Origin of the sequence: Rhizobium halophilum (assembly GCF_021648825.1) — a bacterium.
Classification (GTDB): Bacteria; Pseudomonadota; Alphaproteobacteria; order Rhizobiales; family Rhizobiaceae; genus Neorhizobium; species Neorhizobium halophilum.
Map to the genome: position 1 here is coordinate 123,694 of NZ_JAKJHS010000006.1, position 24,286 is coordinate 147,979.

General features: G+C 61.5%; 23 protein-coding genes. 6 read left to right on the forward strand and 17 right to left on the reverse strand.

Features of this window, described 5'->3' with window-relative positions; genetic code table 11:
• Nucleotides 1-72: 72 nt before the first annotated feature.
• The gene (locus LXM96_RS13230) at nt 73-2,118 is read left to right on the forward strand and encodes a methyl-accepting chemotaxis protein (RefSeq protein WP_239999024.1); all 2,046 of its coding nucleotides are present in this window, start codon (nt 73-75) and stop codon (nt 2,116-2,118) included.
• A gap of 61 nt (nt 2,119-2,179) precedes the next feature.
• Here LXM96_RS13230 and dxs read toward each other — a convergent pair whose 3' ends face one another.
• The 7 genes from dxs to LXM96_RS13265 all read right to left on the reverse strand — a co-directional run bounded on the left by dxs (nt 2,180) and on the right by LXM96_RS13265 (nt 10,016).
• Nucleotides 2,180-4,099, reverse strand: coding sequence for a 1-deoxy-D-xylulose-5-phosphate synthase (gene dxs / locus LXM96_RS13235; protein WP_239999025.1), 1,920 nt, complete (start codon nt 4,097-4,099; stop codon nt 2,180-2,182).
• A gap of 90 nt (nt 4,100-4,189) precedes the next feature.
• A complete protein-coding gene (locus LXM96_RS13240; RefSeq protein WP_239999026.1) occupies nt 4,190-5,113 on the reverse strand; it encodes a pirin family protein in 924 nt (307 codons plus the stop codon).
• Between the two features lie 78 nt (nt 5,114-5,191).
• Nucleotides 5,192-5,557, reverse strand: a complete 366-nt coding sequence (locus tag LXM96_RS13245) for a DUF1850 domain-containing protein (protein ID WP_239999027.1) — start codon at nt 5,555-5,557, stop codon at nt 5,192-5,194.
• Nucleotides 5,554-7,668, reverse strand: coding sequence for a TRAP transporter permease (locus LXM96_RS13250; RefSeq protein ID WP_239999028.1), 2,115 nt, complete (start codon nt 7,666-7,668; stop codon nt 5,554-5,556). The genes LXM96_RS13245 and LXM96_RS13250 overlap by 4 nt, the downstream gene beginning before the upstream one ends.
• 80 nt (nt 7,669-7,748) lie before the next feature.
• On the reverse strand, nt 7,749-8,684 hold the full coding sequence (locus tag LXM96_RS13255) for a TAXI family TRAP transporter solute-binding subunit (protein ID WP_239999154.1): 936 nt from the start codon (nt 8,682-8,684) through the stop codon (nt 7,749-7,751).
• 142 nt (nt 8,685-8,826) lie between these two features.
• On the reverse strand, nt 8,827-9,081 hold the full coding sequence (locus LXM96_RS13260) for an exodeoxyribonuclease VII small subunit (RefSeq protein WP_239999029.1): 255 nt from the start codon (nt 9,079-9,081) through the stop codon (nt 8,827-8,829).
• 2 nt (nt 9,082-9,083) lie between these two features.
• Nucleotides 9,084-10,016 (reverse strand): histone deacetylase family protein, encoded by a 933-nt coding sequence (locus tag LXM96_RS13265; protein WP_239999030.1) that lies wholly within the window; start codon nt 10,014-10,016, stop codon nt 9,084-9,086.
• 124 nt (nt 10,017-10,140) lie between these two features.
• Here LXM96_RS13265 and LXM96_RS13270 point away from each other — a divergent pair, with 124 nt between their 5' ends.
• Nucleotides 10,141-10,536, forward strand: a complete 396-nt coding sequence (locus tag LXM96_RS13270; protein WP_239999031.1) for an acyl-CoA thioesterase — start codon at nt 10,141-10,143, stop codon at nt 10,534-10,536.
• On the opposite strand, the gene LXM96_RS13275 is transcribed toward LXM96_RS13270, so the two are convergent.
• From LXM96_RS13275 to LXM96_RS13285, 3 genes are read right to left on the reverse strand one after another with little or no spacing between them, the layout of a single operon-like run.
• Nucleotides 10,537-11,100, reverse strand: coding sequence for a biotin transporter BioY (locus tag LXM96_RS13275; protein WP_239999032.1), 564 nt, complete (start codon nt 11,098-11,100; stop codon nt 10,537-10,539).
• Entirely contained in the window at nt 11,097-11,729 is a 633-nt protein-coding gene (locus LXM96_RS13280) for an energy-coupling factor transporter transmembrane component T family protein (protein ID WP_239999033.1), read from the reverse strand. Before LXM96_RS13280 ends, LXM96_RS13275 begins: the two co-directional genes overlap by 4 nt.
• On the reverse strand, nt 11,726-12,406 hold the full coding sequence (locus tag LXM96_RS13285) for an energy-coupling factor ABC transporter ATP-binding protein (RefSeq protein WP_239999034.1): 681 nt from the start codon (nt 12,404-12,406) through the stop codon (nt 11,726-11,728). The genes LXM96_RS13280 and LXM96_RS13285 overlap by 4 nt, the downstream gene beginning before the upstream one ends.
• 108 nt (nt 12,407-12,514) lie before the next feature.
• On the opposite strand from LXM96_RS13285, the gene LXM96_RS13290 reads away from it, so the two are divergent.
• The 3 genes from LXM96_RS13290 (at nt 12,515) to LXM96_RS13300 (ending at nt 14,904) form a co-directional block, all read left to right on the forward strand.
• Nucleotides 12,515-13,705 (forward strand): winged helix-turn-helix domain-containing protein, encoded by a 1,191-nt coding sequence (locus LXM96_RS13290; RefSeq protein WP_239999035.1) that lies wholly within the window; start codon nt 12,515-12,517, stop codon nt 13,703-13,705.
• Between the two features lie 62 nt (nt 13,706-13,767).
• A complete protein-coding gene (locus LXM96_RS13295; RefSeq protein WP_239999036.1) occupies nt 13,768-14,205 on the forward strand; it encodes an antitoxin Xre-like helix-turn-helix domain-containing protein in 438 nt (145 codons plus the stop codon).
• A complete protein-coding gene (locus tag LXM96_RS13300) occupies nt 14,206-14,904 on the forward strand; it encodes an RES family NAD+ phosphorylase (RefSeq protein WP_239999037.1) in 699 nt (232 codons plus the stop codon). It abuts the gene before it with no gap.
• 23 nt (nt 14,905-14,927) lie between these two features.
• Here the strand turns inward: LXM96_RS13300 and ribB are convergent, their stop codons facing one another.
• The 3 genes from ribB to LXM96_RS13315 form a co-directional block, all read right to left on the reverse strand.
• Nucleotides 14,928-16,028, reverse strand: a complete 1,101-nt coding sequence (gene ribB, locus LXM96_RS13305; protein ID WP_239999038.1) for a 3,4-dihydroxy-2-butanone-4-phosphate synthase — start codon at nt 16,026-16,028, stop codon at nt 14,928-14,930.
• 10 nt (nt 16,029-16,038) lie between these two features.
• The gene (aroC, locus tag LXM96_RS13310) at nt 16,039-17,136 is read right to left on the reverse strand and encodes a chorismate synthase (RefSeq protein ID WP_239999039.1); all 1,098 of its coding nucleotides are present in this window, start codon (nt 17,134-17,136) and stop codon (nt 16,039-16,041) included.
• 93 nt (nt 17,137-17,229) lie between these two features.
• On the reverse strand, nt 17,230-20,352 hold the full coding sequence (locus LXM96_RS13315) for a bifunctional diguanylate cyclase/phosphodiesterase (protein ID WP_239999040.1): 3,123 nt from the start codon (nt 20,350-20,352) through the stop codon (nt 17,230-17,232).
• A gap of 298 nt (nt 20,353-20,650) precedes the next feature.
• On the opposite strand from LXM96_RS13315, the gene LXM96_RS13320 reads away from it, so the two are divergent.
• Entirely contained in the window at nt 20,651-20,911 is a 261-nt protein-coding gene (locus LXM96_RS13320) for a DUF1344 domain-containing protein (RefSeq protein ID WP_239999041.1), read from the forward strand.
• A 27-nt stretch (nt 20,912-20,938) separates the two neighbouring features.
• On the opposite strand, the gene LXM96_RS13325 is transcribed toward LXM96_RS13320, so the two are convergent.
• From LXM96_RS13325 to LXM96_RS13340, 4 genes are all read right to left on the reverse strand, one after another.
• Nucleotides 20,939-21,529, reverse strand: a complete 591-nt coding sequence (locus LXM96_RS13325; RefSeq protein ID WP_239999042.1) for a histidine phosphatase family protein — start codon at nt 21,527-21,529, stop codon at nt 20,939-20,941.
• 18 nt (nt 21,530-21,547) lie between these two features.
• The gene (fabI, locus tag LXM96_RS13330) at nt 21,548-22,366 is read right to left on the reverse strand and encodes an enoyl-ACP reductase FabI (protein ID WP_239999043.1); all 819 of its coding nucleotides are present in this window, start codon (nt 22,364-22,366) and stop codon (nt 21,548-21,550) included.
• A 138-nt stretch (nt 22,367-22,504) separates the two neighbouring features.
• Nucleotides 22,505-23,644 (reverse strand): DnaJ C-terminal domain-containing protein, encoded by a 1,140-nt coding sequence (locus tag LXM96_RS13335; RefSeq protein ID WP_239999044.1) that lies wholly within the window; start codon nt 23,642-23,644, stop codon nt 22,505-22,507.
• A 173-nt stretch (nt 23,645-23,817) separates the two neighbouring features.
• Nucleotides 23,818-24,270 carry an RT0821/Lpp0805 family surface protein gene (locus tag LXM96_RS13340; RefSeq protein ID WP_394801959.1) on the reverse strand — a complete coding sequence of 151 codons (453 nt, stop codon included), beginning with the start codon at nt 24,268-24,270 and terminating at the stop codon, nt 23,818-23,820.
• Nucleotides 24,271-24,286 lie beyond the last annotated feature (16 nt).

Below are 24,286 nucleotides of genomic sequence, written 5' to 3' on the forward strand. Positions count from 1 at the left end.
CTGGCGCCACTGTTGCCGACCGCCCGAAATCATTTCGGACGTCGGATCTCGCAGTCATTTATGGCGGAAAACATGTCACTCCGAAATCTCTCCTTGAACAAGAAGCTTATTGGCACCTTCGCCGCAGTCATGTCCATCTGCCTTCTGGCGTCGGCGGGCGTCTTTTGGCAGGTGGTGCAATTGACCCGCGCGTCTGTGGAGCAGACGAAGGCAAATAGCATCCTCCACCATGTAGACAGTGCGCTGGAAGCCCTCCTCGAGCAGGCCGTCAATCAACGCGGCTACCTCCTGTTTCGAAGCGAGAGCACCTACAACGCCGTTTTCGCCGAGCGCGAGAAGATGCTCAGGGAAATCGAGGAGGCCAAGACGGCGGCCGCCAATCAGCCTGCGCTTATTGCTTCTCTCGACCAGATGCGCGCCGCCGCCGATGCTTTCCACAAGGAGCTCAGCGAGCCGCAGATGGCAGCTGCCAAGACGAGCGAGGCACCCATTTCAGAAATCGTCGCGATTGGCACGACGGGCCAGTTGGACGCGTTCCGCCAAGCCGCGACCAAGATCAAGAGCGAGGTAACCGCGCTCACCGACGCCATGCAGGCACGCCAGGAAGCTGCACAGTGGAACGTCATGATGGCGCTGCTGATCGGTGGCGCCGCGGCGGCCGTCTTTGCAACGGGCTTGGTCTGGGCATTGTCACGTGCCATCGTCACGCCCATCGTCGGCATGACCCAAGCCATGTCGCAGCTCGCCGGCGGGAATCATGACATCGAGGTCCCGGCGCTCGATCGCGGTGACGAGGTGGGCCACATGGCCCAGGCGGTTGCGGTCTTCAAGGATGCGGCCATCGCGAAGCGCCGTCTCGAGCGCGATAGCGAAGCGGCCCGCACTGCGGCCGAACGCGAGCGCTCGAGCAACGATGAACTGAAAGCACAAGAAGCAAAGCAGATAGAGTTTGCCGTCGACTCACTCGCCAAGGCTTTGGCAGGGCTCTCGAACGGTGATGTCGCATACCGCATTGAAGCACCGTTTGCGGGCAGTCTGGACCGCCTGCGCACGGACTTCAACGAAGCGGCCTCGAAGTTGCAGACTGCCCTTCAGTCAGTGGGTTCTAATGCTGCCGCCATCAATGCCGGCGCCGATGAAATCCGTGTGGCCGCCGACAACCTCGCCCGCCGAACGGAACAGCAGGCGGCTTCGGTCGAACAGACGGCCGCTGCCCTGGAGGAAGTCACGACCACCGTTAAGGATGCCGCCATGCGCGCCGAGGATGTTGGCAAGCGCGTCGAGCGAACCCGCGCCGGCGCTGAAAAATCCGGTGACGTGGTCCGGCGCGCCGTGAGCGCAATGGGCGAAATCTCCAAGTCCTCCGGGGAGATCATCAAGATCATCAGCGTCATCGACGACATCGCCTTCCAGACCAACCTGCTGGCGCTCAATGCGGGCGTGGAAGCGGCGCGGGCCGGCGAGGCCGGTAAGGGTTTTGCAGTGGTCGCCCAGGAAGTGCGCGAACTTGCCCAACGTTCCGCCAATGCAGCAAAGGAAATCAAGTCACTGATCACCACCTCGTCGGATCAGGTGGATTCGGGCGTGGCTCTCGTGGGGGAAACCGGCGAGGCGCTGGAAGCAATTGTTGGTGAGGTTCAGGAGATCAGCGAACACATCAAAGCGATCGTTATCTCTACCCGCGAACAATCGACGGGCCTTCAGGAAATCAACCTAGCCGTCAACACAATGGATCAAGGCACGCAGCAGAACGCTGCCATGGTTGAACAGCAGACCGCGGCAAGCCGTTCGCTGGCCGGCGAGGCCGAAGCGCTAAACAGCCTGCTGCGTCAGTTTAATCTGGGTACGCAGCCGGCGAGCCGGACGCCCGCGCCCAAAGTTCAAAACACGGGATCTGCACCCAAGCCCGTTGCTCCTGCCTCGGTTGTCGCTCCGTCATCTGCGTCGGCGCCAAGATCCTCCGCAAGACCCGTTACGGCACGCGGCCCTGCGGCTGCGACGACGACCTCCCGTCCTGCCCCATCGCCGGCCAACGCTCTCCACGGCAAGCTGTCAGCCGCCTTCGGCAGCACCTCAGTCGCCGCAAAGCCGAGCGAGGACAACTGGGAAGAGTTCTGAACCTGATCTGCGAGGGAAATGCAAAGGGCGGTTTAACCGCCCTTTGCATTTGCGTTTGGTCTCATCCGGCGGCGCCTATACCAACCCGCTTGTGGCCGAGTGCGTTGAAGACAGTGGTGACGATCCCGGCGCGGTCGAGGCCGGCTTTGGCGTACATGGCGTCCGGGCTCGCCTGCTCCATCCAGACATCCGGAAGAACCAGGGAGCGGATCTTCAGGCCGCTGTCCAGCAGACCTTCGGAGGCGAGGAAGTGTAGAACATGGGCGCCGAAGCCTCCGACAGAACCCTCTTCTATGGTGATCAGGATCTCGTGGTGGCGCGTCAACTGGCGGATCATCTCGTGGTCGAGCGGCTTAGCGAAGCGTGCATCGGCAACAGTGGTGGAAAGGCCCGCAGCATCCAGATCTTCGGCCGCGAGCAGACAGTCCTTCAGTCGGGTGCCAAAGCAGAGCAGCGCGACCTTTGAGCCCTCCTTGAGGATGCGCCCCTTGCCGATCTCCAGGATCTGCCCACGGCCCCGCATCTCCACGCCCACGCCTTCCCCACGCGGATAGCGGAAGGAAATCGGGCCCTCATCATAGGCCGCAGCGGTGCGCACCATGTGCTTGAGTTCTGCCTCGTCGGCGGCTGCCATCACCACCATACCCGGGAGGGCTGCGAGGAAGGTCGTGTCGAAGGAGCCGGCATGGGTCGGTCCGTCGGCGCCGACGAAACCGGCGCGGTCAATCGGGAAGCGCACCGGCAGCCCCTGGATCGCCACGTCGTGGACGACCTGGTCGTAGCCGCGTTGCAGGAAGGTCGAGTAGAGCGCGCAGAACGGCTTGTAGCCTTCGGTGGCAAGGCCTGCCGCGAAGGTGACAGCGTGCTGCTCGGCAATGCCGACATCGAAGGTGCGGGCCGGAAAGATCTCCGCCAGTTTGTCGATGCCCGTGCCGTTCGGCATGGCGGCGGTGATGCCGACGATCTTGTCGTCCAGCCGCGCTTCCTGCACCAGTGCTTCGCCGAAGACGCTGGTATAGCTCGGCGCGTTCGGCTTCGCCTTGGCCTGGGTCCCGGTAATGACGTCGAATTTGTTGACGCCGTGGTACTTGTCGGCGGCGGCTTCCGCCGGCGGATAGCCCTTGCCCTTCTGGGTGCAGACATGAATCAGCACCGGGCCCCGGGCGTTGTCGCGCACGTTGCGCAGCACCGGCAACAGGTGCTCGAACGAGTGCCCGTCGATGGGGCCAATATGGTAGAAGCCCATTTCCTCGAACATCGTGCCGCCCGTCACATAGCCGCGCGCATGCTCAACGGCCCGTGTGATGGCGCGGTCGACGCCTTTACCCAGATAGGCGGTCAACTTCTTGCCGATCTCACGCACGCCCATATAGGCACGGCCGGAAGCAAGCCGGGCCAGATAGGCGCTCATGGCTCCCGTCGGCGGCGCGATGGACATGTCGTTGTCGTTGAGGATGACGATCAGCCGCGCATCCAGCGCCCCGGCATTGTTCAACGCCTCATAGGCCATGCCGGCCGACATTGCGCCGTCGCCGATAACGGAGATCACGTTCCGCTTCGATCCGGAGAGACAGGAGGCCACGGCCATGCCCAGTCCGGCGGAGATCGACGTGGAGGAATGCGCGGCGCCGAAGGGGTCGTATTCGCTCTCGGCGCGTCTGGTGAACCCGGAGATCCCGTTCTCCTGACGCAAGGTGCGGATGCGATCACGGCGTCCGGTCAGGATCTTGTGCGGATAGCACTGGTGCCCGACATCGAAGATCAGCCGGTCGTCTGGCGTGTTGAAGACCTTGTGGATTGCGATCGTCAGTTCGACCACCCCAAGTCCCGCGCCAAGATGTCCGCCTGTCTTGGACACGGCATCGATCATCTCGTCCCGGACCTCGCGCGCAAGCCGCGGCAGATCCCGGTCCTGGATCATCCTGAGGTCTGCAGGAAACTTGACCGTGTCGAGCAGCGGCGTCTGGGGGAGGGATGTCACGAAGTCTGGCCTTCTCTGCTCTTTCGGAAGCGGATATCCCTTCAACATGAGGAGGAAAAGGGCTTTTTCAAGTGAGTGCCATAGCGGATTTCATGTCTGGGGCAAAGGCACAAACTCCTCTTCATCCCCCGGCACGATGTCGAAGCGGCCGGTGCGCCATTCCTCCTTCGCCTGGTCGATCCGCCCCTTTGAGGAAGAAACGAAATTCCACCAAATGTAGCGTCTTGAGTTGAGGGCGGCGCCGCCCACGAGCATGACATGACAGCCTTGTGATCCAGCGTACAAGGTTATCTCGTCACCCGGGCGGAAAACCAGCAATTGGTCCGTTGCAAAGCGATCTCCTGCAATCTCCAATTCTCCGGACAGAATATAGAGCGCCCGCTCCTCGTGATCTGCCGGAAAGGGGAAGGACTTCCCCGGCTCCAGTCGCAGATCAACGTAAAGTGTATCCGTGAAGCGCGGGACGGGAGAAGTCTCTCCGGCGAATGCTCCGATCACGACACGCCCGCTCGCCCCGCCGTCCTGGATGAGCGGCATGGAGGCTGCACCGGTATGAGAGAAGACCGGATCGATCTCCTCACGATCGTCTGGCAGCGCCAGCCAGGTTTGCAGCCCGGAAACCGAATGAGGATGGCCGCGCAGATTTTCCGGCGTCCGCTCAGAATGGACGATGCCGCGGCCGGCCGTCATCAGGTTGACGTCACCGGGTTTGATCACAAGTTCGGTCCCCAGGCTGTCGCGATGCTTGATCTCACCGTCGAACAGATAGGTCACGGTCGACAGGCCAATATGCGGATGGGGTTTGACGTCCAGTGCCTGGTCCGCGCGCAGGAGCGCTGGTCCCATTCGGTCAAAGAAGATGAATGGCCCGACCAGTCGCCGCTGCCGGGATGGGAGCGCACGGCGCACGGAGAAGCCGCCAATGTCGCTTGAGCGCGGGATGATGAGGTTTTCGATCGCATCGCAGGCGAGTCTGTCGCCGGGATCAGGGTCTGTACCGGGGAAGAAGGACATTGCGCTCTCCTGTTTTCCCCGAAGGTAACCTTCGTTGCGAGACCCGCCAAGCAGCCGGAGTGGTAACAGTGCGTTTCGTCAGGGCTCCTCGCAGCGGCTCAGGACCGCAGCATCGCCGGCCTCCACCCCGAGGTCGAGGCAGCCGCCGGCGTGGCAAAGGCGCCAGGCGCTTGGAGTCAGGCCCGAGGCTGCAAGGCGAATGCTAGGCTGCGGGGGCAGGGTTGGGGCCCAGACCCACCAGCCGGCCTTCAGCACCGCATCCTCGCCCGGCTCCATGCCCGCGCCCGAACCTTTCACCGCAGCTTCCGTAAGTTGCATCCCGGCAGGTGTTACCGCCCAGGCCTCGCGCCATTCCGTCTTCTGTACCGAATGGGTCCAGGAGAGGGTGAAGACCGAGGCGGCAAGCATCATCATCTTGCCCCCGGCGAGGATGCAGAGGCTCATGACGTGGTCGCAGGAATCTGACCTCTGCGGCGCGACCGGAACCCGTGCTGTGCGACAAAGATGATGCCGAGAGCCCAGCCGATCTCGTCCGTCAGCGGAAGGGCGATGATGGTGCAGGCGCCCGCAGCAAACGCCAGCACCCGTTCCCAAAGTGCCAGCCGCGCAAACAGGAAACCAACCACGGCCGCGCCGCCGAGGGCGATGCCGAAGCACGCCTTTGTGACGACATACGCGACCTCCACCGGGTAACCGTAAGCGGCGGCGATGGGACCCGCGTCTTGCAGCATCAGGGCTGGGGTATAAACCGCCATGAACGGCACGATGAAGCCTGCGACCGCCAGTTTCGTCGCCTGAAGAGATATCTTCAGGCCGGACGTCTTCGCCATTGGTGCTGCTGCAAAGCAGGCCAGCGCGACTGGCGGCGTAAGGTCCGCCATGATGCCGAAATAGAAGACGAACATGTGGCTGACGAGGAGCGGTACGCCAAGCTCCAGCAGGGCAGGGCCAGCAAGCGAGGACGTGATGATGTAATTGGGGATCGTCGGAATGCCCATGCCGAGGATGAGGCAGGTGATCATCGTCAGGATGAGCGAAAGGAACAGGCTGTCCTCGCCCACCCGGATGATGAAGCCGATAAAGGTCGACGCGATGCCGGTCAGGGTCAACGTTCCGATGACGATGCCGACGATGGCACAGGCAATGCCGACGGGCAGCGCGTTCTTGGCGCCTTCGGCCAGAGCATCACGACAGATTCCGAGGGTTTCCCGGCCGCCATTGACGAAGAGGCAGGCCGCCATCAGCGCCAGGATGACCAGCACTAGGAAGTTGACGCCAAACTCGAGGAAGGATGCGGCAGCAAGTCCCACCGCTAGCCAGAACACCAGCCTGAATACGAAAGGCCCGATGGAGGCCGCCAGCGGCATGCCGAGGATCAACACCACCACGAGCGCCAGCCCCATCGTGCCTGCGAAAATCGGCGTATAACCGGCAAACAGCAGGTAGACGAGGACCGCAAGCGGGAGAACGAGCGGCCAATGCTGTTTCACCGCAAGCCAGGGGTTGGGCAGTTCCGCCTTGTTCATGCCTCGCAAGCCCGCCTTGCCGGCTTCCAGGTATACCGTCCAGAAGCAGACCCCGAAATACAGGATGGCCGGAATGAGCGCCGCCTTGACGATCTCCGCGTACGGAAGGTTTAGTGTTTCGGCCATGATGAACGCAACAGCGCCCATCACCGGGGGCATGATCTGCCCGCCCATGGAGGAGGTCGCCTCCACGCCGCCGGCAAACGCCGATCGGAAGCCGAATCGTTTCATCAGCGGGATCGTGAACTGCCCACTGGCGACGACATTGGCAACGCCTGACCCTGAGATGGTGCCCATCAGCGCTGACGACATGACACAGACTTGTGCAGGGCCGCCACGCCACCCGCCGACGAGCCCGAGTGCGAAGTCGTTGAACAGCGCCAGCATCCCGGCCCGCTCAAGGAAGGCGGCGAAGACTACGAAGATGAAGATATAAGCTGCGGAAACATAGATCGGCGTCCCATAGATGCCTTCGGTGCCGAAGCCGAAATGCTCGATGATCAGCTCGAAATCGTAACCGCGATGGATGAAGGGCGGCGGAAAATACTGGCCGAAGAAGCAGTAGGCGAGGAAGATGGCGGCAATGATCGTCAGCGGCAGGCCCATCAGGCGCCGGGCGCCCTCGAACACGAGCACGATCATCACCGTCGCGACCGTCAGGTCGAGGGGCGTATGGAAGCCGCTGCGCAGGATGAGGTCGTTATAGAAGATCCAGTTGTAGACGCCGGTGAGCAAGCCGATCACACCAAGCGACCAGAACCAGATCTTGCCGGCTGTGGTCTTGGCGACAAGGTTGGCGAACAGGGCGAAGCCGAGGAGCAGGAGGAAGCCGACGTGCATTGCCCGGACGACCTGGCTCGGCAGCGTACCGTAGGCGGCGGTCCATAGCTGAAATAGCGAAAAGCTGAAGGCAATCCAGAAGGCGATCTTCCCGCTGAGGCCGTCGCCGAAACCGGCCGGCAACCCCTCGATAGCCTCTTCCGCCGAATGTGGCGCTGGCTTGCTTTCCACTGCTGCAAGATCGGTCATCCGTCCCTCGAAACCATAACCACAAAAACAAGTCCCCGCGGCAACGTTCGCGGCCGCGGGGAGATGAGCGCGAGGCGCGCTTACTGCATGAGGCCAGCTTCCTTGTAGTAGCGCTCTGCACCCGGATGCAGCGGAACGGGCATGCCATCAAGCGCCTTCTTCGGGTCGATCGCCTTCGCCGCGGCATGCGATGCAGCCAAGCGGTCGAGGTTTTCAAAGAGGAGCTTCGTCATCTGGTAAGCCGTTTCTTCCGAAACGCCTTCGTGCGTGATGAGGAAGTTCCCAACCGCGGCTGTCGGGACATCTTCCGACTGACCATCATAGGTGCCCGCCGGGATCGTGACAGGAATGTAGGGCGAGCCAATCTTCTCCACGTCCGCGGCCGGAACGGCCACGACGTTGATGGGAAGCGAGGTCGCCAGATCGCGGATGGAGGCGACACCGAGCCCGGCTGACTGAAGCGTTGCATCCAACTGACGGTTTTTCATCAGTTCTACAGATTCGGCAAATGGAAGATATTCCGTCTTGCCAAGATCTTCGTAAGACATTCCGGCGGCTTCGAAGATTGCGCGGGCGTTGAGTTCGGTTCCCGATTTGGGAGCGCCGACCGACAGGCTCTTGCCTTTCAGGTCTGCCAGCGACTTGATGCCTGAATCCTGGCTTGCCACGATCTGGATGTAGTTAGGGTAGATGCCGGCGATCCCGCGCAGCTTATCCAGCTTGCCTGGAAAACCTGCTTCTGTGTTTCCTTCCCATGCCATCTGCACGGAGTCGCCGAGCGAGAATCCGATCTCGCCGCGACCAGCCTGAAGAAGGTTCAGGTTCTCCACGGAGGCCTTTGTAGCCTGCACCTGCGTGCGGGCGCCTTCGATCTTTTCGCCGTAGATCTCCGACAGCGCGACGCCGAGCGGATAATAGACACCGGACGTGCCGCCCGTCAGCACGTTGATGAATTCCTGCGCCTTCGTGGCGGTTGCGGCAAAAGTTGCCGAAACCGCCAGCGTCGCTGCAAGCATGAGGTTGATTGATTTCACGATTTTTCCTCCCAAAACCATTGTTCAATGGCGCTATCATGGGGAGGCGGCCCGGCGCCGTCAATCGGTTTGTGGTCGGGAAGCCGGCACATCTACGGTGATGTCGCGGATGGCTCGCTCCGGCCTATCCGTTGTCGAGCGGCTCGACGCCCTGCGGTCGTCCCGAGCGGTCGAGACGGATCTTCTCGATGCGGTTCTCGGCAGCCGTCAGCAGCTTCTCGCAATGCTTCTTCAGGGCTTCGCCGCGCTCGTAGATGGCAATCGATTCGTCCAGCGCCACGTCTCCGCGCTCCAGCCGAGCGACGATGCTCTCCAGTTCCGCCACGGCCTTCTCGAAGGTGTAGCCGCTGACATCAATGGTTTCGCCGCTCTCGGTCATCTTCAGCCCTTCATCAGTCTGCAAATATGCAATCCCGCCGATTCGGCGAGGCCCTCCAGATCATACCCGCCCTCCAGAAGGCTGATAAGCCTGTTGCCGGAATACTTCCCGGCGATCTCCATCAAACGGCCGGTCGCCCAGTCGAAATCGTCACCGACAAGGTTGATCTGCGCCAGCGGGTCACGATGATGGGCATCGAAGCCCGCCGAAATGATCAGGAAGTCGGGACGGAAATCCTCCAGCGCCGGCAGCACGCGCGTCTTAAAGGCATCGCGAAAATGCTCACTGGCGGAGTTCGCCTCCAGCGGTGCATTGACGATGTTGTTCTTCGCACCCGTCTCGTCGCGTGCGCCGGTCCAGGGGTAGAGCGGCATCTGGTGCGTGGAGCAGAAAAGCACCGAGGGATCGTCCCAGAAGATGTCCTGCGTGCCGTTGCCGTGATGCACATCCCAGTCGACGATCGCGACGCGCTCGACACCATAGGTCTTTTGCGCGTGGCGGGCGGCAATCGCGGCGTTGTTGAACAGGCAGAAGCCCATTGCCTTGGACTTTTCCGCATGGTGCCCCGGGGGGCGTGCCGCGACGAAGACGTTGTCGGCCTCTCCGGTGAAGACGTCATCGACGGCTGCCATGGCCGCGCCTACACCGGTCAGCGCCACCTGCAGGCTCTTTAGCCCGACATAAGTGTCAGCCTCGATCTGGTGTATCTCGTCCTCTTCCGGGATTTCGCGCATCACCGAGCGCAGGTGTTCCTCCGGATGGGCCAGCAACACCGCATCCTCGTTAGCCTGCGGCGCCATTTTTCGGTTCAGCTTGTCGAAATTTGGGTGCTGCAGTGCGATCGCCAGCGACCGGAGGCGGTCCGCCCGCTCGGGGTGCCCCTCCGGGGTCCGATGCTCAAGGAAGATGTCGTGTTCGTAAAGGCGGGTGGACATCGGCGGCGTCTCCGGTTTGCCACGACATGGCGCAGAAGGCTTTGCTTTTCAAGCTGTCGCGGCCGTCGCGCTTGTGGAGGCGAAAGGAATGCGCTTACATGAACAAGGGTGTGCTGGAGGTAGCGTGGCAAAGGAAGCTGTCGAGTATCTGGAATTCAAGGTCCCGTTTCGCGATGTGGATCTGCACGGGGAGATGTTCCGAGCGGTATATGTTCACCGTGCCGAGGAGGCCCTTGCGACCTTCTGGACCCGCCGCCCCTCCTCGGGCACCGACCCACATTTCACCGTCGGCAAGGTCACCTGCACCTTTCATGCGGCTCTTCATGTGGGCGACGTGGTACGCATGGACGTGCATGTCAGCAAGATCGGCGGCAAGTCCGCTGGCTTTCTCGTCCGGATGATGCGGGGGACGGAAGAGGTGGCGGAGACGGAGATCGTCTGGACCGCCTGCGACCGGGAGAAGAGGGAGCCGGTCGCCCTGCCGGAAGATCTCCGCGATTGGCTCTACCAGTTCCTGTAGTCACGCCCTCGCCGGCAGCAGTGGATAACCAGCCATCACAGCGCGTCCGGCGAGTGCGGCCACGACCGCCTTGACGAGGTCGCCGGGGATGAAGGCCATGGAACCTAGGAAGGCCTTGCTCATGCCAATGCCGGTTATGAAGGCGAGGTAGGTAATGCCGAAAGCGTAGAGAACCACAACACCGCCTGCCACAGCGGCAGCAAAGAAGCCGAGCGTCTGGATAAGAGAAGTTTGTGAGGGCTTGACGAAGCGTTGGGCGATGAGCCCAGTCGTAAAGGCGGCAAAAACCCAGCCGATCAGGTAGCCGGTGGTGGGTGCGGCAAAGACGGCCAGTCCGCCGCGTCCACCGGAAAGCACCGGCAGGCCGATGGCGGCGAGCAGGAGAACAAGCAGGACAGCGACAGTTCCACGCCGTGCGCCGAGAATGACGCCGGCCAGCATCACGCCCATCGACTGAGCGGTGATCGGCACAGGGATGAAGCCGAGCATGATCGGCGGCAGCAGGCCGAGCGCAACGATGATGGCTGCAAACAGGGCGGCAAGAACGAGATCGCGTGTGGTCATCGAGAATCCTCCAGATTTCGCGCCTGTCTTTGCCCACGGATGCCGCGCGCGTCAATCGCCGCAGCGACTTCATCCGCAGACTTCAGCGTCTGGATGATCAGCGGCACGATCATGGTCGTCGCCCGCACCTTCAGTCCCCGTGCCTGGTGTGCCTGCCGCAACTGCTGATACCGCGAAACGACTTCCGGAACGAAGCGGATGACGAGACCGACCGAAAGACCGATGTCGGCAGCCCTCACCAGTCCCAGCCTCTCCAGCGGCCACGCCGCATGCGTTACTTCGTCGATGAAGGCTCCAATCGGCACCGTCGCAGTGACGGCGGCCGCTACCATCATCAGTGTCGTCAGTCGCAGCAGGACGGTCACTCCATCCTCGACAGAGTTGAGGATAAGGGTCGCCAGCGCCACGATCATGATCGTCAGCAGGATCGGCCGCAGGCGGATCCAGCTTTGCCGCCAGCCTATCCCCAGAGAGCCGTAGAGCAAGGCTGCGGCACCTGCGGCCAGGCCGAGCAGAAGCGGGGAGCGGGTCAGGAAGAGGGCAAGGCTCGCGAGGAGCAGGAGAACGAGCTTCGGCCGAGGCGGCAGGCGATGGAAGAAGCTGTCGCCTTCTACATAGAGCGAGTTCATGATGCCGCGATCTTCCGGTACTCGGCGATGACGTCGCCCGGCTTGCCGTCCGCGACTAGGCAGCTTTCGTGAAACAGCAGCGTCCGGTCGAAATCACCGATGAGGTCAAGATCGTGGCTGATCACCAGTACGTTCTCGTCCAGCCCGCGCAGCGTCGTCTCCACCAGCGCCCGGTTGCGCAGGTCCAACTGATTGGTCGGCTCATCCAGGATGACGACTTCCGGCTCCGTCACAAGAACGGAGGCAAGCGCCGCAAGCTGCAGCTCCCCGCCGGAAAGTTCGTGCGCCCGCCGCGCCGCAAGGTGTTCGATTCCGAATCGAGCCAAGATGGCGTCAACTGCGTCATCCACCGCTGCCGCGGAAAGGCGTCGGCTCTTCAGGCCGAGTGCGATGTCCTCGCGCAGGATCGGCAGAATGATCTGGTTCTGCGGGTTCTGGAAGATGAAGCCGACCTGCCTGCGCACGCCCTCGCCGTCGCTGCTTGTGTCGAAACCGTTGACGGTGACACGGCCGTTGGTCGGCGTCACAAGGCCGTTGATCATCCGGGCGAATGTGGTCTTGCCAGAGCCGTTCAGCCCAATGATGCCGATCCTCCGTTCCGAGAGCGTCAGCGTCAGCGGCTCCACCGCTACGCGGTCGCTAAAGGTTGCTCCAGCCTGTTCGAAACGAATAATCACGCGCTGCCCCACTCTTTGCTGGCTGCTATAGACCGGCTGAGCGGGGAGGGAAACGGAAAACAGATCGTGAACATTGCGAACTGCGCAACCTCGTCTTAATCTTCGGTCATGGCGATTCTCATCCCGAACGACGTTGCGCGTAAGATCTTTCTAGAACGGCAGGGCCTGTCCCAGCCGCCGACGCGCAGCCTGGACAATCAGGGGCTCCTTTCGTTGATCGACAAGCTCGGCTTCGTCCAGATCGACAGTATCGCAACCGTTGAGCGTGCGCATCACATGATCCTGTTCTCCCGCAACCAGACTTATCGTCGGGAGCACCTGCGGCAACTGCTGGAGAAGGACGGCGAGCTGTTCGAGCACTGGACGCATGACGCCTCGGTCATCCCAGCGAAATTCTTCCGCTACTGGAAGCATCGCTTCGTACGTCGCGAGGCGGTGATCGGCGAACGCTGGCGAAAATGGCAGGGCGAGGATTTCGACAGAGCATTCGACGAAACCTATCAGCGGATCGTCGAGAACGGACCGATCATGGCCCGTGAGATGAAGGCGGAGGAGCACAAGTCCGGCGGCTGGTGGAACTGGCACCCCAACAAGACGGCGCTTGAGTACTACTGGCATACCGGCAAGCTCGCCATCGCTGGCCGGGTCAATTTCCAGAAGGTCTACGATCTGACGGAGCGCGTTCTGCCAGCCCATCACCATGAACCGGAAGTCAGCCACGAAGAGTTCATTGACTGGGCCTGCCGCAGCGCGCTGGAAAGGCTGGGTTTCGCGACATCCGGAGAAATCGCTGCCTTCTGGGCGCTTGTCACCCCGCAGGAGGCGAAGGAATGGGTGGATGCGCACCGTGATGAGCTGATCGATGTGGTGATCCAAAGCGCCAACGGCAGCCGTCCTCGTGCGGCGCACGCCTTCGCTGCGTTCCCCGAGCAGATGGCTGACGTCCCGGAGCCCCCGGCGCGCGTGCGGGTGCTGAGCCCCTTCGACCCGCTGCTGCGCGATCGCAACCGGGCCGAGCGGCTGTTCAACTTCAACTATCGCATCGAAATATTCGTGCCGGAGCCGCAGCGCCAGTACGGCTACTATGTCTTTCCGCTGATCGAGGGCGACCGGATGATCGGTCGTATCGACATGAAAGCCGACCGCAAGACGGGAAGTCTAGACGTGCGGCGGCTGTGGCTGGAGGCTGGGGTGCGCGCCTCTGCCGGACGGTTGGAGAAGCTGGAGGCGGAGCTTGCGCGGGTGGCGAAATTCGCGGGCGTCGAGGGGATCACCTATGCCGACGGATGGCGCGGATAGGCAGACTGGCGAAGAGCCCTCAAATGAACTATATTTGATCCGTCAGTTGATGGAGGCGGACTATGGTGCAGGCATTGGAGCAGAAGGATATCTCGAGCCCCGTGACGCTGCAGGGATTCGCAGCGGAGGCGGATCGGGCCCGTCTTGCCGGCACCGCACTCAAGGCCTACCGCCGTCTTGTCGAGCAATGGGGTCTGACCGGGCTCCAGGCCGCGGCACTTCTCGGTGTTTCGGTCAGCACCTGGGAGCGGTTGAAGCCGGAGGGTGAGGGGCGCCGCACGCTGAGCCAGGATCAGATGACGCGGGTTTCGATCCTGGTCGGCATCTACAAGGGACTGCATCTCCTGTTTGCCGACGCCATGGCTGATCAGTGGCCAATGCTGCCAAATACCGGACCGCTGTTCGCAGGCCGCACACCGGTCACGTCGATGATCGAGGGAGGTATTCCTCTGATGCTGGATACCCGCCGCTATGTCGATGCGGTGCGTGGAGGCCTTTAGGTGCTGGTTGATGGCGTTCCGGTGGTCACCACCGCCTACCCGAAGACGGTACGGCTGGTGACGACGGCGCGGCTTCGCGCGGCGGTGCTTGCGCCGCTCGCCGATGACGAGGCGGAACTGGAGCAATTGGCCGAGATCGAGAGCGCCACCAGTAGCCGCAGGGTGGCGGAGGTGACTGGGATCGCCAGCTTGGCTGCCAACGAGCTGGTCTACGACGTGCCGCATGCGCATTTCATCAACGCGAGTTTCGCCTATCCAAAGCCACGGGAGCCGAACCGCTTCAACGGCGAGCATCGTGGCGCCTGGTATGCGGCACTCGCCGTTGAAACCTGCCTTGCGGAAATCATCTTTCACATGACCGAGTTTCTGGCCCGGACCGGCAGCTTCCACGCCGTGGTGGAATATGCGGAAATGTTCTGCAGCCTGTCGGGCGAGTTTGTCGATCTGCGCGAGAGGCCGGCGCATCAGAGCCTGCAGGCGGACAAGGAAATCGGCTATCCGGCCGGCAATGCGCTGGCGGAGCAGGTGAGGGCCATCGGCCTGAACGGCATCATCTATCCCTCCGTCCGACATAAGGGAGGCACCTGCTTCGCCGTGCTGCGCCCTGCTGCCGTTCAGTCAGTGCGGCAGGGGGATGTCTATCGGCTGGCATGGGCCAGTGCTCGTGAGCCGCGGATCGAAGGCCCGATCACCGGCTGATTGCTGCAGCCCGGGTCACGATCTCAGCAGATCACCGTTTCCGCGATCCGAATGCCGAAACCTTCCAGTCCGACATAATGGCGCTCGCTACGGGTGAGGAGCTTGATGGAGCTCACGCCGAGGTCTTTGAGAATCTGCGCGCCGAGACCGATCTCTAGCCATTCGCTTTCCCGCGCCTGAGCCTGCTCGTGGGCTTCCTGATCGTGGCGATGGCGACGCCCATGATCTTTTTGCCCGACGCCGACCGAGCCTTCGCGGAGGTAGATTATCACGCCGCGGCCGTCCTCGGCGATCGTCTGCATGTAGCGGTCGACCGGGCGGCGGGTGCCGAAGACGTCGTCGGCCACGCTTTCAAGGTGCAACCGAACCGGAATGTCTATGCCGTCTCGGATATCGCCGAAAACGATAGCGACGTGCTGCATCGGATCCCAGGGCAGCGAATAGGCATGACCCTTCGCCTTGCCGTAAGGCGTCTCCACCTCGAACTGCGACTGCAACTCGATCAGCGTTTCCTTGCGCTGGCGGTAGGCGATCAGATCCGCCACCGACACCTGCTTCAGGCCGTGCGTGACAGCGAAATCCGCCACCTGCGGGCCGCGCATCACGCTGCCATTGTCGTTGACCAGCTCGCAGATGACGCCGACCGGAGGCAGGCCTGCGAGCTTGCAGAGATCTACGGCAGCTTCCGTATGGCCGGAGCGCATCAGTACGCCGCCTTCGCGGGCGATCAGCGGAAAAATATGGCCCGGGCGAACAAAATCAGCCGGCCCGGCATTGGGATTGGCGAGGTTGCGGACGGTCAGTGTCCGATCGTCCGCTGAAATGCCGGTCGTCGTGCCGTGCTTGAAGTCGACGGTGACGGTGAAGGCTGTCGTATGGGCGGAATCGTTCTCCGCCACCATGGCGTTGAGGTTCAATCGTTTGGCTTCTTCCCGCGGCATGGGAGCGCAGACGATTCCCGAGGTATGGCGGACGATGAAGGCCATCTTTTCTGCCGTGCAATGGACGGCGGCAACGATGAGGTCGCCTTCGTTCTCGCGATCGTCATCGTCGGTGACGACCACGATCTCGCCGGCTTCGAAGGCACGAATGGCGTCAACGACGCGCTTCTGGTCATAGGCCATGGGAGTTTCCTTATCGCAGCCGACCGGTCTGGCCCCGGTCCCGGAGGTAGTGATCGACGATGGCGCAGGCGACCATGGCTTCGCCAATTGGTACGGCGCGAATCCCGACGCAAGGGTCGTGGCGACCCTTGGTGCGAACCCCGACATTGTTGCCGTCCGCATCGATCGACTGACGCTCCGTCAGGATCGAGGAGGTGGGCTTGATGGCGAAGCGTGCAACGACCGGCTGGCCGGTGGAGATGCCGCCGAGAATGCCGCCTGCATGGTTGGAAAGAAACAGCGGCTTACCGTCGTTGCCCATGCGCATCTCGTCGGCATTCTCTTCGCCCGAAAGCTCTGCTGAGGCAAAGCCTTCTCCGATCTCGACGGCCTTGACGGCATTGATCGACATCAGCAGGGACGCGATGTCCTGGTCCAGCTTGCCGTAGATCGGGGCGCCGAGGCCCGCCGGAACGTTCTCGGCGACGACTTCGACAACGGCACCGATTGAAGATCCGGCCTTGCGGATGGAATCCAGGTAGTCCTCCCAGATAGGAACCATCTGGGGGTCAGGGCAGAAGAACGGGTTCTCGTTCACCTGGTCCCAGTCCCAGTTGTCACGGTTGATCCTGTGCTTGCCGATCTGCACGAGCGCCCCCCGGACCACCAGATCGGGAAGCACCTTGCGCGCGACCGCGCCTGCCGCGACCCGCGCTGCCGTTTCACGCGCAGAGGATCGGCCGCCGCCGCGATAGTCGCGGAGCCCATATTTCACGTCATAGCTGAAGTCGGCATGGCCGGGCCGGTAGCGGCGGGCGATCTCGCCATAGTCCTTGGAGCGCTGGTCGGTGTTCTCGATCAGCATCGAGATCGGCGTGCCGGTGGTGATCATCGTCTCGCCGTCGTCCTCGAACATCACGCCGGAAAGGACCTTGACGATGTCGTCTTCACGCCGCTGCGTCACGAAGCGGGATTGGCCGGGCTTGCGCTTGTCCATCCAGCTCTGGATTTCGGCAAGCGTCAGCCGGATGCCGGGAGGGCAGCCGTCGACGACACAGCCGAGAGCGGGACCGTGGCTTTCGCCCCAGGTGGTTACGCGGAAGAGATGCCCAAAGGTGTTGTGAGACATGGCAGACCGATCTAGGAGGGGCGCCGGACCCCGACGCGGCTGTCTTATGGAAAACGGCGCGGAGCGACAAGCCCTGTTCGGCTGTCGCGAGCGTCACGCAGCTGCCTGTACCCAGCGTGTGAGTGCCATTTCGGTGAAGTCCTCGAAGGCCAGCGGACGGGCGAAAGCGTAGCCTTGCAACAGATCGCACCCGAGGTCCCTGAGAAGCGCAGCGTGCTGCATGCTTTCCACGCCCTCCGCCACCGTCTCCACCCCAAGGGATCGTGCGATATCGATGATGGAGCGCACCAGAGCCCGCTCCTGCGGCGACTGGAGGATCGGCATCACCAGCTGGCGGTCGATCTTGAGCCGCTTAGGCTTTAGCTTCAGCAGGCTGACGATGGATGTATGACCGGTTCCGAAGTCGTCGATCTCGATATCGATGCCGAGCCCCTTGATCTGCTCGAGATTGCTCGCTGCAGTGTCCTCGTGCTCGTCGAGGAAGATCGATTCCACCAGTTCGAACGAGATCTCTCCGGGCCGGATGGAAAGCCCTTGCAGGGTCTCGATCAACGTCTCGTCGTGCAGCCGGCGCGAGGAGACGTTAACCGAGACCTTGGGAATATGCACCCCTCGTTGCGCCCAAAGCATCTTATCCTTCAGGACGGTTTGAAGAACGATGTGGTCGAGGGTGGCTGCAACGTTTAGATCCTCGGCGATCTTGAGGAATCGGTCGGGCGCCAGGATTCCGTGGTAAGGATGGCGCCAGCGCACAAGCGCTTCGACCCCGGTCAGCTCGTTTGTCTGCGCGTCAAACTGGGGCTGATACCAGGTGATGAACTCTCCGTTGTCGATGCCGGTCAGGATTTCGTCCGCGGTGCGCTTCTGGCTGATGATCTCAGCCTGCAGGTTCTGGGTGAAGAACTCGTAGCGATTGCGGCCCATGGCCTTCGCACGGTAAAGGGCGATGTCGGCGTTTACGAGAATGCGTCTGGCGTCGATATGGTGACCGTTGGCTGTGGCGATCCCAATCGAAACGCCGCACCGACATTCAAAACCCTCGAAGTCGATCGGTTGCCGCAATTCGGCAATGATGCGGCTCGCGAGCTGAGCCATTTGTTCGTCGCTACTGCTACCTCTTGCGAGAATGACAAATTCGTCCCCGCCAATGCGGGCGACGATGTCGCTGCGACGGATATTGCGCAATAGCACTTCCGCCGCATGGGTGAGCATCGCATCGCCGGCAGCGTGACCGAGCGTGTCGTTGATTTGCTTAAACCGGTCCAGATCGAGATGAAGAATGGTGAACTTCTGGCGTTCCTGCCGGCTCTCGCGCGAGATCTCATCCAGTTCCATGTCCAGCTTGCGCCGGTTGGCGAGCGCCGTCAGAGGATCGTGCAGCGCATTGTGCTCGATCCGGCTTTTCGCCACCTCGAGTTCGGCATTCTTCGCATCGGACTCCGCCTTCGCAGCCTTCAGCTTGGCAGTCAGCAGTGCGTCGTCCGTGACGTCGAAAGCAATCCCGATGATCTTCCTGTTGCCGTTGCGGTCCATCTGCAACTGACCGACGGAGCGAATGTAGCGTGTTGTGCCATCAGCCTTCGGCACTCGAACCACCAGCGCATCCTGAATATCGCGGCTCATGAAGCGGTTGGAAACCTCTTCGGCCCGAGCCTGGTCTTCCGGATGGATGCGCGCGAACCACTGAGCCTTTGAGACGATGCCGTCCGTGTAGGGAATCCCGTAGAGCTGGCACATGCGCTCATCCCAACGTTCGACACCCGTGAAAGGATCGTACTCCCAGATCCCGCAACTGTAGGATGCCAATGCCAGATCGAGCTTGTTGGACAGCTCCTCCAGCTCCTGCTCGCGTCGAGAAAGCTCGTCCAGCGCCAGTTCGAGTTCGGCGTTCTTGATGTCACTGACCTGCTTTGCCTGGCGTAGCGTCCGGGTCATCAGTTCATCAGCCGTTACGTCCCATACGATACCGGCCGTGCGGGTGCTTCCGTCTGCATTGCAGTAGCTCGCACCCGCAGAACGGACGTGCTTGATGGTGCCGTCGCTCAAGAGCACCCGATAGGTCTCGCTTGAGGTCTGCTTGAGGCAGGTGCAGGCGAAGAAATGTGCCTCGGCTGCGGCTCGATCCTCTGGGAGGATCGCGTTGAGCCATTCATCCAGGCGATTGCTGAGGCCGTTGGGCGAGCGTCCATGCACTGCGGCCGCACGTTCGTCCCAGAACAGATGCTGACCGTCTCTGGTGACTTCCCAAATGCCGATGTTGGACGCTTCCATGGCTAGACTGAAGCGTTGCGACAGTTCCAGCAGGTTAGCTTCACGAGTTCGGAGAGCCGCAATGTTACGGTTTCGCTCACCAATCAACAGACTGGCCATGACGATCGGGATGATGAGCGCCAGACCACCTAATGCAAGTGAAAAACGATAGGCCATCTGATCCGGTGCCGAAACGTTCCAGCCGCTTTTCGGCACGGCGAGAAGCTGCCAAGTGGCGCTTGGCACTGGTAGGTTCCAGGTCACCGGTGCTCTGTTTTCGATGAGCGGTTCACCGAAAAAGAACTGGCCATCAGTCTGGCTGAGGTCGCGAACAGCGATGTCCAGCCAGTCAAGACTGGGCATCTGCGCCTCCAGTGCTGCGGAGGGAGCCACGCCTACTTCTCGCATCAGCACATGTTTGTCGATGAAGACCAGAACCGCACCTGAAGGATCCGTAGCGTCAAGATCGCCGTCGCTCGGCTGGATCAGCGCGAGAAAATCCTTGCCGGGGATCGGGGTCAGCATCTGTTGGCGTTTGCCAAGGGGGGGCTCTAAAAGGTCACGCAACTGTGTCCGCGGATTGTCAGCTTCCCTCTGCGCCGCGGCGGCGGATGACGCACGGCTGTAGACCCGCTCGAGCTTGAATGCAGGGGCAAGGCCGAAGCCGAGGATATGTGGGTTCTCTGCCAGTTCGTCTTCTATAAACCGGTGAAGTCGTGCCTGTGCACTCGCAGTGTGGGCGTCGGAAATAGGGCTTAGCCGTTGCGCTACGGCGGCGTCCATCTGTATTCGCGCCGTCAGCCGCCGCGCGATGGCGGTCACGGCGCGTTCCGTTCTGCCGTGGAGATCATGCTGATATTGCAGCTTGTGTCGCTGGTCGAGCACCATCGTGACCGCGATGACCGCCGATGCGACAGCAAGGATGGCCGCAAAGAAGATGTGGTTTTGCCGGAAAAGCCTGTTCAAGCGTTCCGCACACGAAAGCAAGCTTCGCAACCTCATCCACCTTCGCAAGCCTATTTCCATGGTTGGAGGTGTATCAGTGGCGGGTTAATGCAGCCTTGCGGGATGTGCCCGGAATTTGATAGTCGCCGCCGGCACGGCTTTGTTTTGCTTCACTGTCGGTGCCGTGCGGGCCTGACCTTCGTACAAAACTCGTTAGTTGCTTGCCGGAAAATGTTACCGCAGCGGGCGATTTTCGCCACAATCGAGAGGCTATCTGACGACGCCGAACCACGCCACAGGCTATGTCGAAAGCTCTCCTATGCGTCTGCTCATTGCTTCTCTGCTCGCAATCGCCAGCTTCCTCTCGCCACTCACTGGCCTGGCGCAGAGCGCTGATGTCGAGGCAACCATCGATGCGGTCGATGTGGACACACTGACACTGATGCTGGATGACGGTGAGACATACCAGGTGCCCGAAGAGTTCAATTTCGAAGGGCTGGAGGCTGGTGTGAGGGTCGTCGTATATTACACCGAGATCGATGGTGACCGGGTCGTCGACGATCTGGAAATCGTTAAGTAGCCTTCAGCGACTGTTCCGGGAGCTCTGCTAGAGCCAGACGAGAGTGCCATCCTCGAGGTTCACCTTCAGAATCTGGTCCTGCGGCACGATCATCACGGCCGCCTCATCTTCCGAGATATTTCTCACCAAACGGAAGAGGGACCGGACCACTCCACCATGCGTCACGCAGACCGTTGGTCGCGCCAGCGACTTCAGCCACGCTCCGACGCGCCAGGAAAGGATTTCATAGCTTTCGGCAGAAGTGCCCGGCGGAATGAAATTCCACTTCTGCTGCGTTCGCGCCACGACCCGTCCCGGAGAGGCCTGGCCAACCTCTTGAAGTGTCTGCCCCTCCCAATCGCCGAAGGACAGTTCCACGAGACGTTCATCAGTCTCATACGCGGATGGATCCAGCCTCATCGCAGCCCTTAGCCGCTCCATCGTCTCGCGCGTACGTGAAAGGGGGCTGGAGACGAAATCGTACCGGACCAAATCCTGGCCTATCAGTTGAGCGAGTCTTTCGCCGTTGCGCGTTGCCTGAGAACGGCCGAGTGCGTTGAGGCCGATGTCCTGCTGGCCCTGCAGGCGTCCTTCGGCGTTCCAATCCGTCTGGCCGTGTCGGATCACGTAGATAAGCACGGCAGGTGTTCCCCGGGGTCAGTCCTTGACGACGGAAATGTCTGGAGCGTCCACGGCTTTCATTCCAACCACGTGGTAGCCACTGTCCGCATGATGAACTTCTCCGGTAACTGAGCGCGACAGGTCTGACAGCATGTAAAGCCCAACATCGCCCACTTCCTCGATGCTCACGGTCCGGCGAAGCGGCGCATTGTATTCGTTCCACTTCAGGATGTAGCGGAAGTCGCCGATGCCGGAGGCGGCCAGCGTCTTGATCGGGCCTGCCGAAATGGCATTGACGCGAATGTTCTTGGGGCCAAGGTCGACCGCAAGATATTTCACGCTCGCCTCGAGTGCGGCCTTTGCCACACCCATAACGTTGTAGTTCGGCATGACCTTTTCAGCGCCGTAGTAGGTCAGCGTCAGCATGGAACCGCCGTCGGTCATCAGCTTTTCCGCCCGCCGTGCAACCGACGTGAAGGAGTAGACGGAAATCCGCATCGTCTTGTCAAAATTATCTGCGGTCGTGTCGACATACCGCCCTGTCAACTCGTCCTTGTCCGAGAAGCCGATCGCGTGGACCAGGAAGTCAATCTTGCCCCAAAGCTTTTCGATTTCAGCAAAGGCTGCGTCGATGCTGGCTTCATCACCGACATCGCAATCGCCCGCAACCACGGCACCGATCTCGGCAGCCAGCGGCTCGACACGCCTCTTCAGCGCCTCGCCCTGATACGTGAGGGCGATTTCGCCACCCTGTGCGTGAATGGCCTTGGCAATCCCCCAGGCGATCGAGCGATTGTTGGCGACGCCCATGATGACGCCGCGTTTACCTGCCATGAGGCCGGAAGCCTGAACCATGCTATGCCCTCTGAGACGAAAGTCGCGCTGCAACAATTGAAGGTTGCCTATGGCATAGCCCGCTCAGCCGTTCAAGTTGACCTGGATCATCTCGTGTAAGGCATCGTAACAATGGGTCAGTAGGCCATCCTCAGTGGATCAGACATAAAGACCTTCGCGCATGTGCCGCATCAGGTCTGTGATCTTGTCATCCGGTTTTTCATGCAAAAGCACACGGAGTTCGACGACAAGCTTTCCACGCCCCCCATCGTCATCATGAAGGCCCAGACCTTCGAGAACAATTGCGCGATCGGAGCCCGACCAGGCGGGGATGGCGACGGTGCGCTCTCCCTCCGGTGTTTCGATTTCCTTCTCCGCGCCAAGAACGGCGTCCTCCAGCGCGACTGGCAGAACGGTGTGGAGGTCGAAGCCGTCCACTTTGAACCGGCTGTCCTTCTCGACCCGCACCGTCACAAGCAGGTCTCCACGCAGCATGCCTTGCACCTTCAACCCTTGGCCCTTCAGGCGAGCCACATATCCGTCCGTCATGCCCTTCTCAAGCGGCAGGCGCACCTCTCTGTCTTCGGGCAGTTTGATCGTGACCGAAGACAGCTTCAGCAGATCTTCCAGCGTTGCCTTCGCTTCCACTGCATGGTCGGGCGCCTTTTCTGGCGGCGGTGCGATCCCGCGGATGCGGCGCATCAGGGACGCGATCACCTCAACCGCCTGGACCGCCAGGGGCTGCACCTCGGTGGCTGGCTGAGCTTTCTGTGGTTCCTCAGCCGCACCGGGGGAGGCAGCGGCGTCTTCTCCTGTTCCGGCCGCTTCTGGCGAAGCTGTGGCGCCCTGGGAAAACGAGCCTGTCCCTGCCGTTCGCTTGGGGTCAGCAGACGTGTCGCCTGCGGCAGCGCCGAAGATGCGTTCCACCATGTCTTCAGCCGCCTCACCGGCGGTCGCCGCCTGAGCCTGGGCTCTCTTGGCGTTGGCGCGTGCCAGTTCTTCCATCACCATTTCCGCTTTGGCTCGGGCCACTTTCGCCCGTTCTGCCGCTTCGCGCGCGGATTGTCGCTGCTGCATAATCGTTTGCTGGGCCTCGAGCGCTCGGTCGTAGCGTTTACGCCGCTCCGGATCCTTCAACACCTCGTAAGCTCGGCCGATCTCCGCGAAGCGGGTCGATGCCAAGGGGTCGCCCTGATTGTGATCCGGATGGCTTGACTTGGCTTTGGATCGCCACGCCGATTTGATCTCGTCGGTGTCGGCGTTTCGTTGCACACCAAGGATAGAATAAGGATCGCGCATCGATGGCCACCGCTTCCAATGGGCAGGGGCCTCTCAGCGCCCCGGTACCCGCAACAACGCAGGTAAGAGTCCGCCGGTTCCTCAACCTGCAGGATCTACCTTTGCGGAGGTTATCAGTTCAGTTCTGAATCAGTGGTTACGGCGCAGGAGGCGCCATCGGCAGGGTTAAAATTCTACTGACGATCGAAAGCGGTGAGTAACCAGTCGCCGCTACCCGTCATGCAGGCCTGGCCGGAGAACATTGCGATCCCGTCATAGGCGTGACGGGTTGTCGTGAAGTCGCGGCAGACCTGACCCTGGTTGCGCGCTTCCTTTATAGTGGAGACCACGCCTGCACTTCCCGTCGCTGCATTGGCCCATGGAAGCGGGGCTTGACCGATCTTTGTCAAATCCGCCGAAGTCACAGCGTTGCGAACTGTCGTTTCGTCAGAAACACTGGTGGTGGCCTGCGTCGTTGTAGCGACCGTGCCTGTAGAGATGGAGCGGTCGACTTTCGCGCTGCCGAGCAGGTCAAGGCTGCTGGTGCAGGAAACGGTGCCAAGGCCTGTGAAACCAAGGACGAGGATGTGGGACACTAGCAGCATGGCCCTCTTTGAGGGGCTGTTTGACTTTGCTATCAGTACCACCTTGCGTCCTGTCCGG

Bases quoted from the DNA above. Each gene is read 5' to 3' on its own strand.
- LXM96_RS13335 (WP_239999044.1), bottom strand. From the start codon at position 23,644: ATGCGCGATCCTTATTCTATCCTTGGTGTGCAACGAAACGCCGACACC.
- LXM96_RS13230 (WP_239999024.1), top strand. From the start codon at position 73: ATGTCACTCCGAAATCTCTCCTTGAACAAGAAGCTTATTGGCACCTTC.
- aroC (WP_239999039.1), bottom strand. From the start codon at position 17,136: ATGTCTCACAACACCTTTGGGCATCTCTTCCGCGTAACCACCTGGGGC.
- LXM96_RS13255 (WP_239999154.1), bottom strand. From the start codon at position 8,684: ATGCTTGCAGCGACGCTGGCGGTTTCGGCAACTTTTGCCGCAACCGCC.
- ribB (WP_239999038.1), bottom strand. From the start codon at position 16,028: ATGGCCTATGACCAGAAGCGCGTCGTTGACGCCATTCGTGCCTTCGAA.
- fabI (WP_239999043.1), bottom strand. From the start codon at position 22,366: ATGGTTCAGGCTTCCGGCCTCATGGCAGGTAAACGCGGCGTCATCATG.
- LXM96_RS13265 (WP_239999030.1), bottom strand. From the start codon at position 10,016: ATGTCCACCCGCCTTTACGAACACGACATCTTCCTTGAGCATCGGACC.
- LXM96_RS13290 (WP_239999035.1), top strand. From the start codon at position 12,515: ATGGCGATTCTCATCCCGAACGACGTTGCGCGTAAGATCTTTCTAGAA.
- LXM96_RS13280 (WP_239999033.1), bottom strand. From the start codon at position 11,729: ATGAACTCGCTCTATGTAGAAGGCGACAGCTTCTTCCATCGCCTGCCG.
- LXM96_RS13245 (WP_239999027.1), bottom strand. From the start codon at position 5,557: ATGAGCCTCTGCATCCTCGCCGGGGGCAAGATGATGATGCTTGCCGCC.
- LXM96_RS13295 (WP_239999036.1), top strand. From the start codon at position 13,768: ATGGTGCAGGCATTGGAGCAGAAGGATATCTCGAGCCCCGTGACGCTG.
- LXM96_RS13320 (WP_239999041.1), top strand. From the start codon at position 20,651: ATGCGTCTGCTCATTGCTTCTCTGCTCGCAATCGCCAGCTTCCTCTCG.
- LXM96_RS13275 (WP_239999032.1), bottom strand. From the start codon at position 11,100: ATGACCACACGCGATCTCGTTCTTGCCGCCCTGTTTGCAGCCATCATC.
- LXM96_RS13260 (WP_239999029.1), bottom strand. From the start codon at position 9,081: ATGACCGAGAGCGGCGAAACCATTGATGTCAGCGGCTACACCTTCGAG.
- LXM96_RS13250 (WP_239999028.1), bottom strand. From the start codon at position 7,668: ATGACCGATCTTGCAGCAGTGGAAAGCAAGCCAGCGCCACATTCGGCG.
- LXM96_RS13240 (WP_239999026.1), bottom strand. From the start codon at position 5,113: ATGTCCTTCTTCCCCGGTACAGACCCTGATCCCGGCGACAGACTCGCC.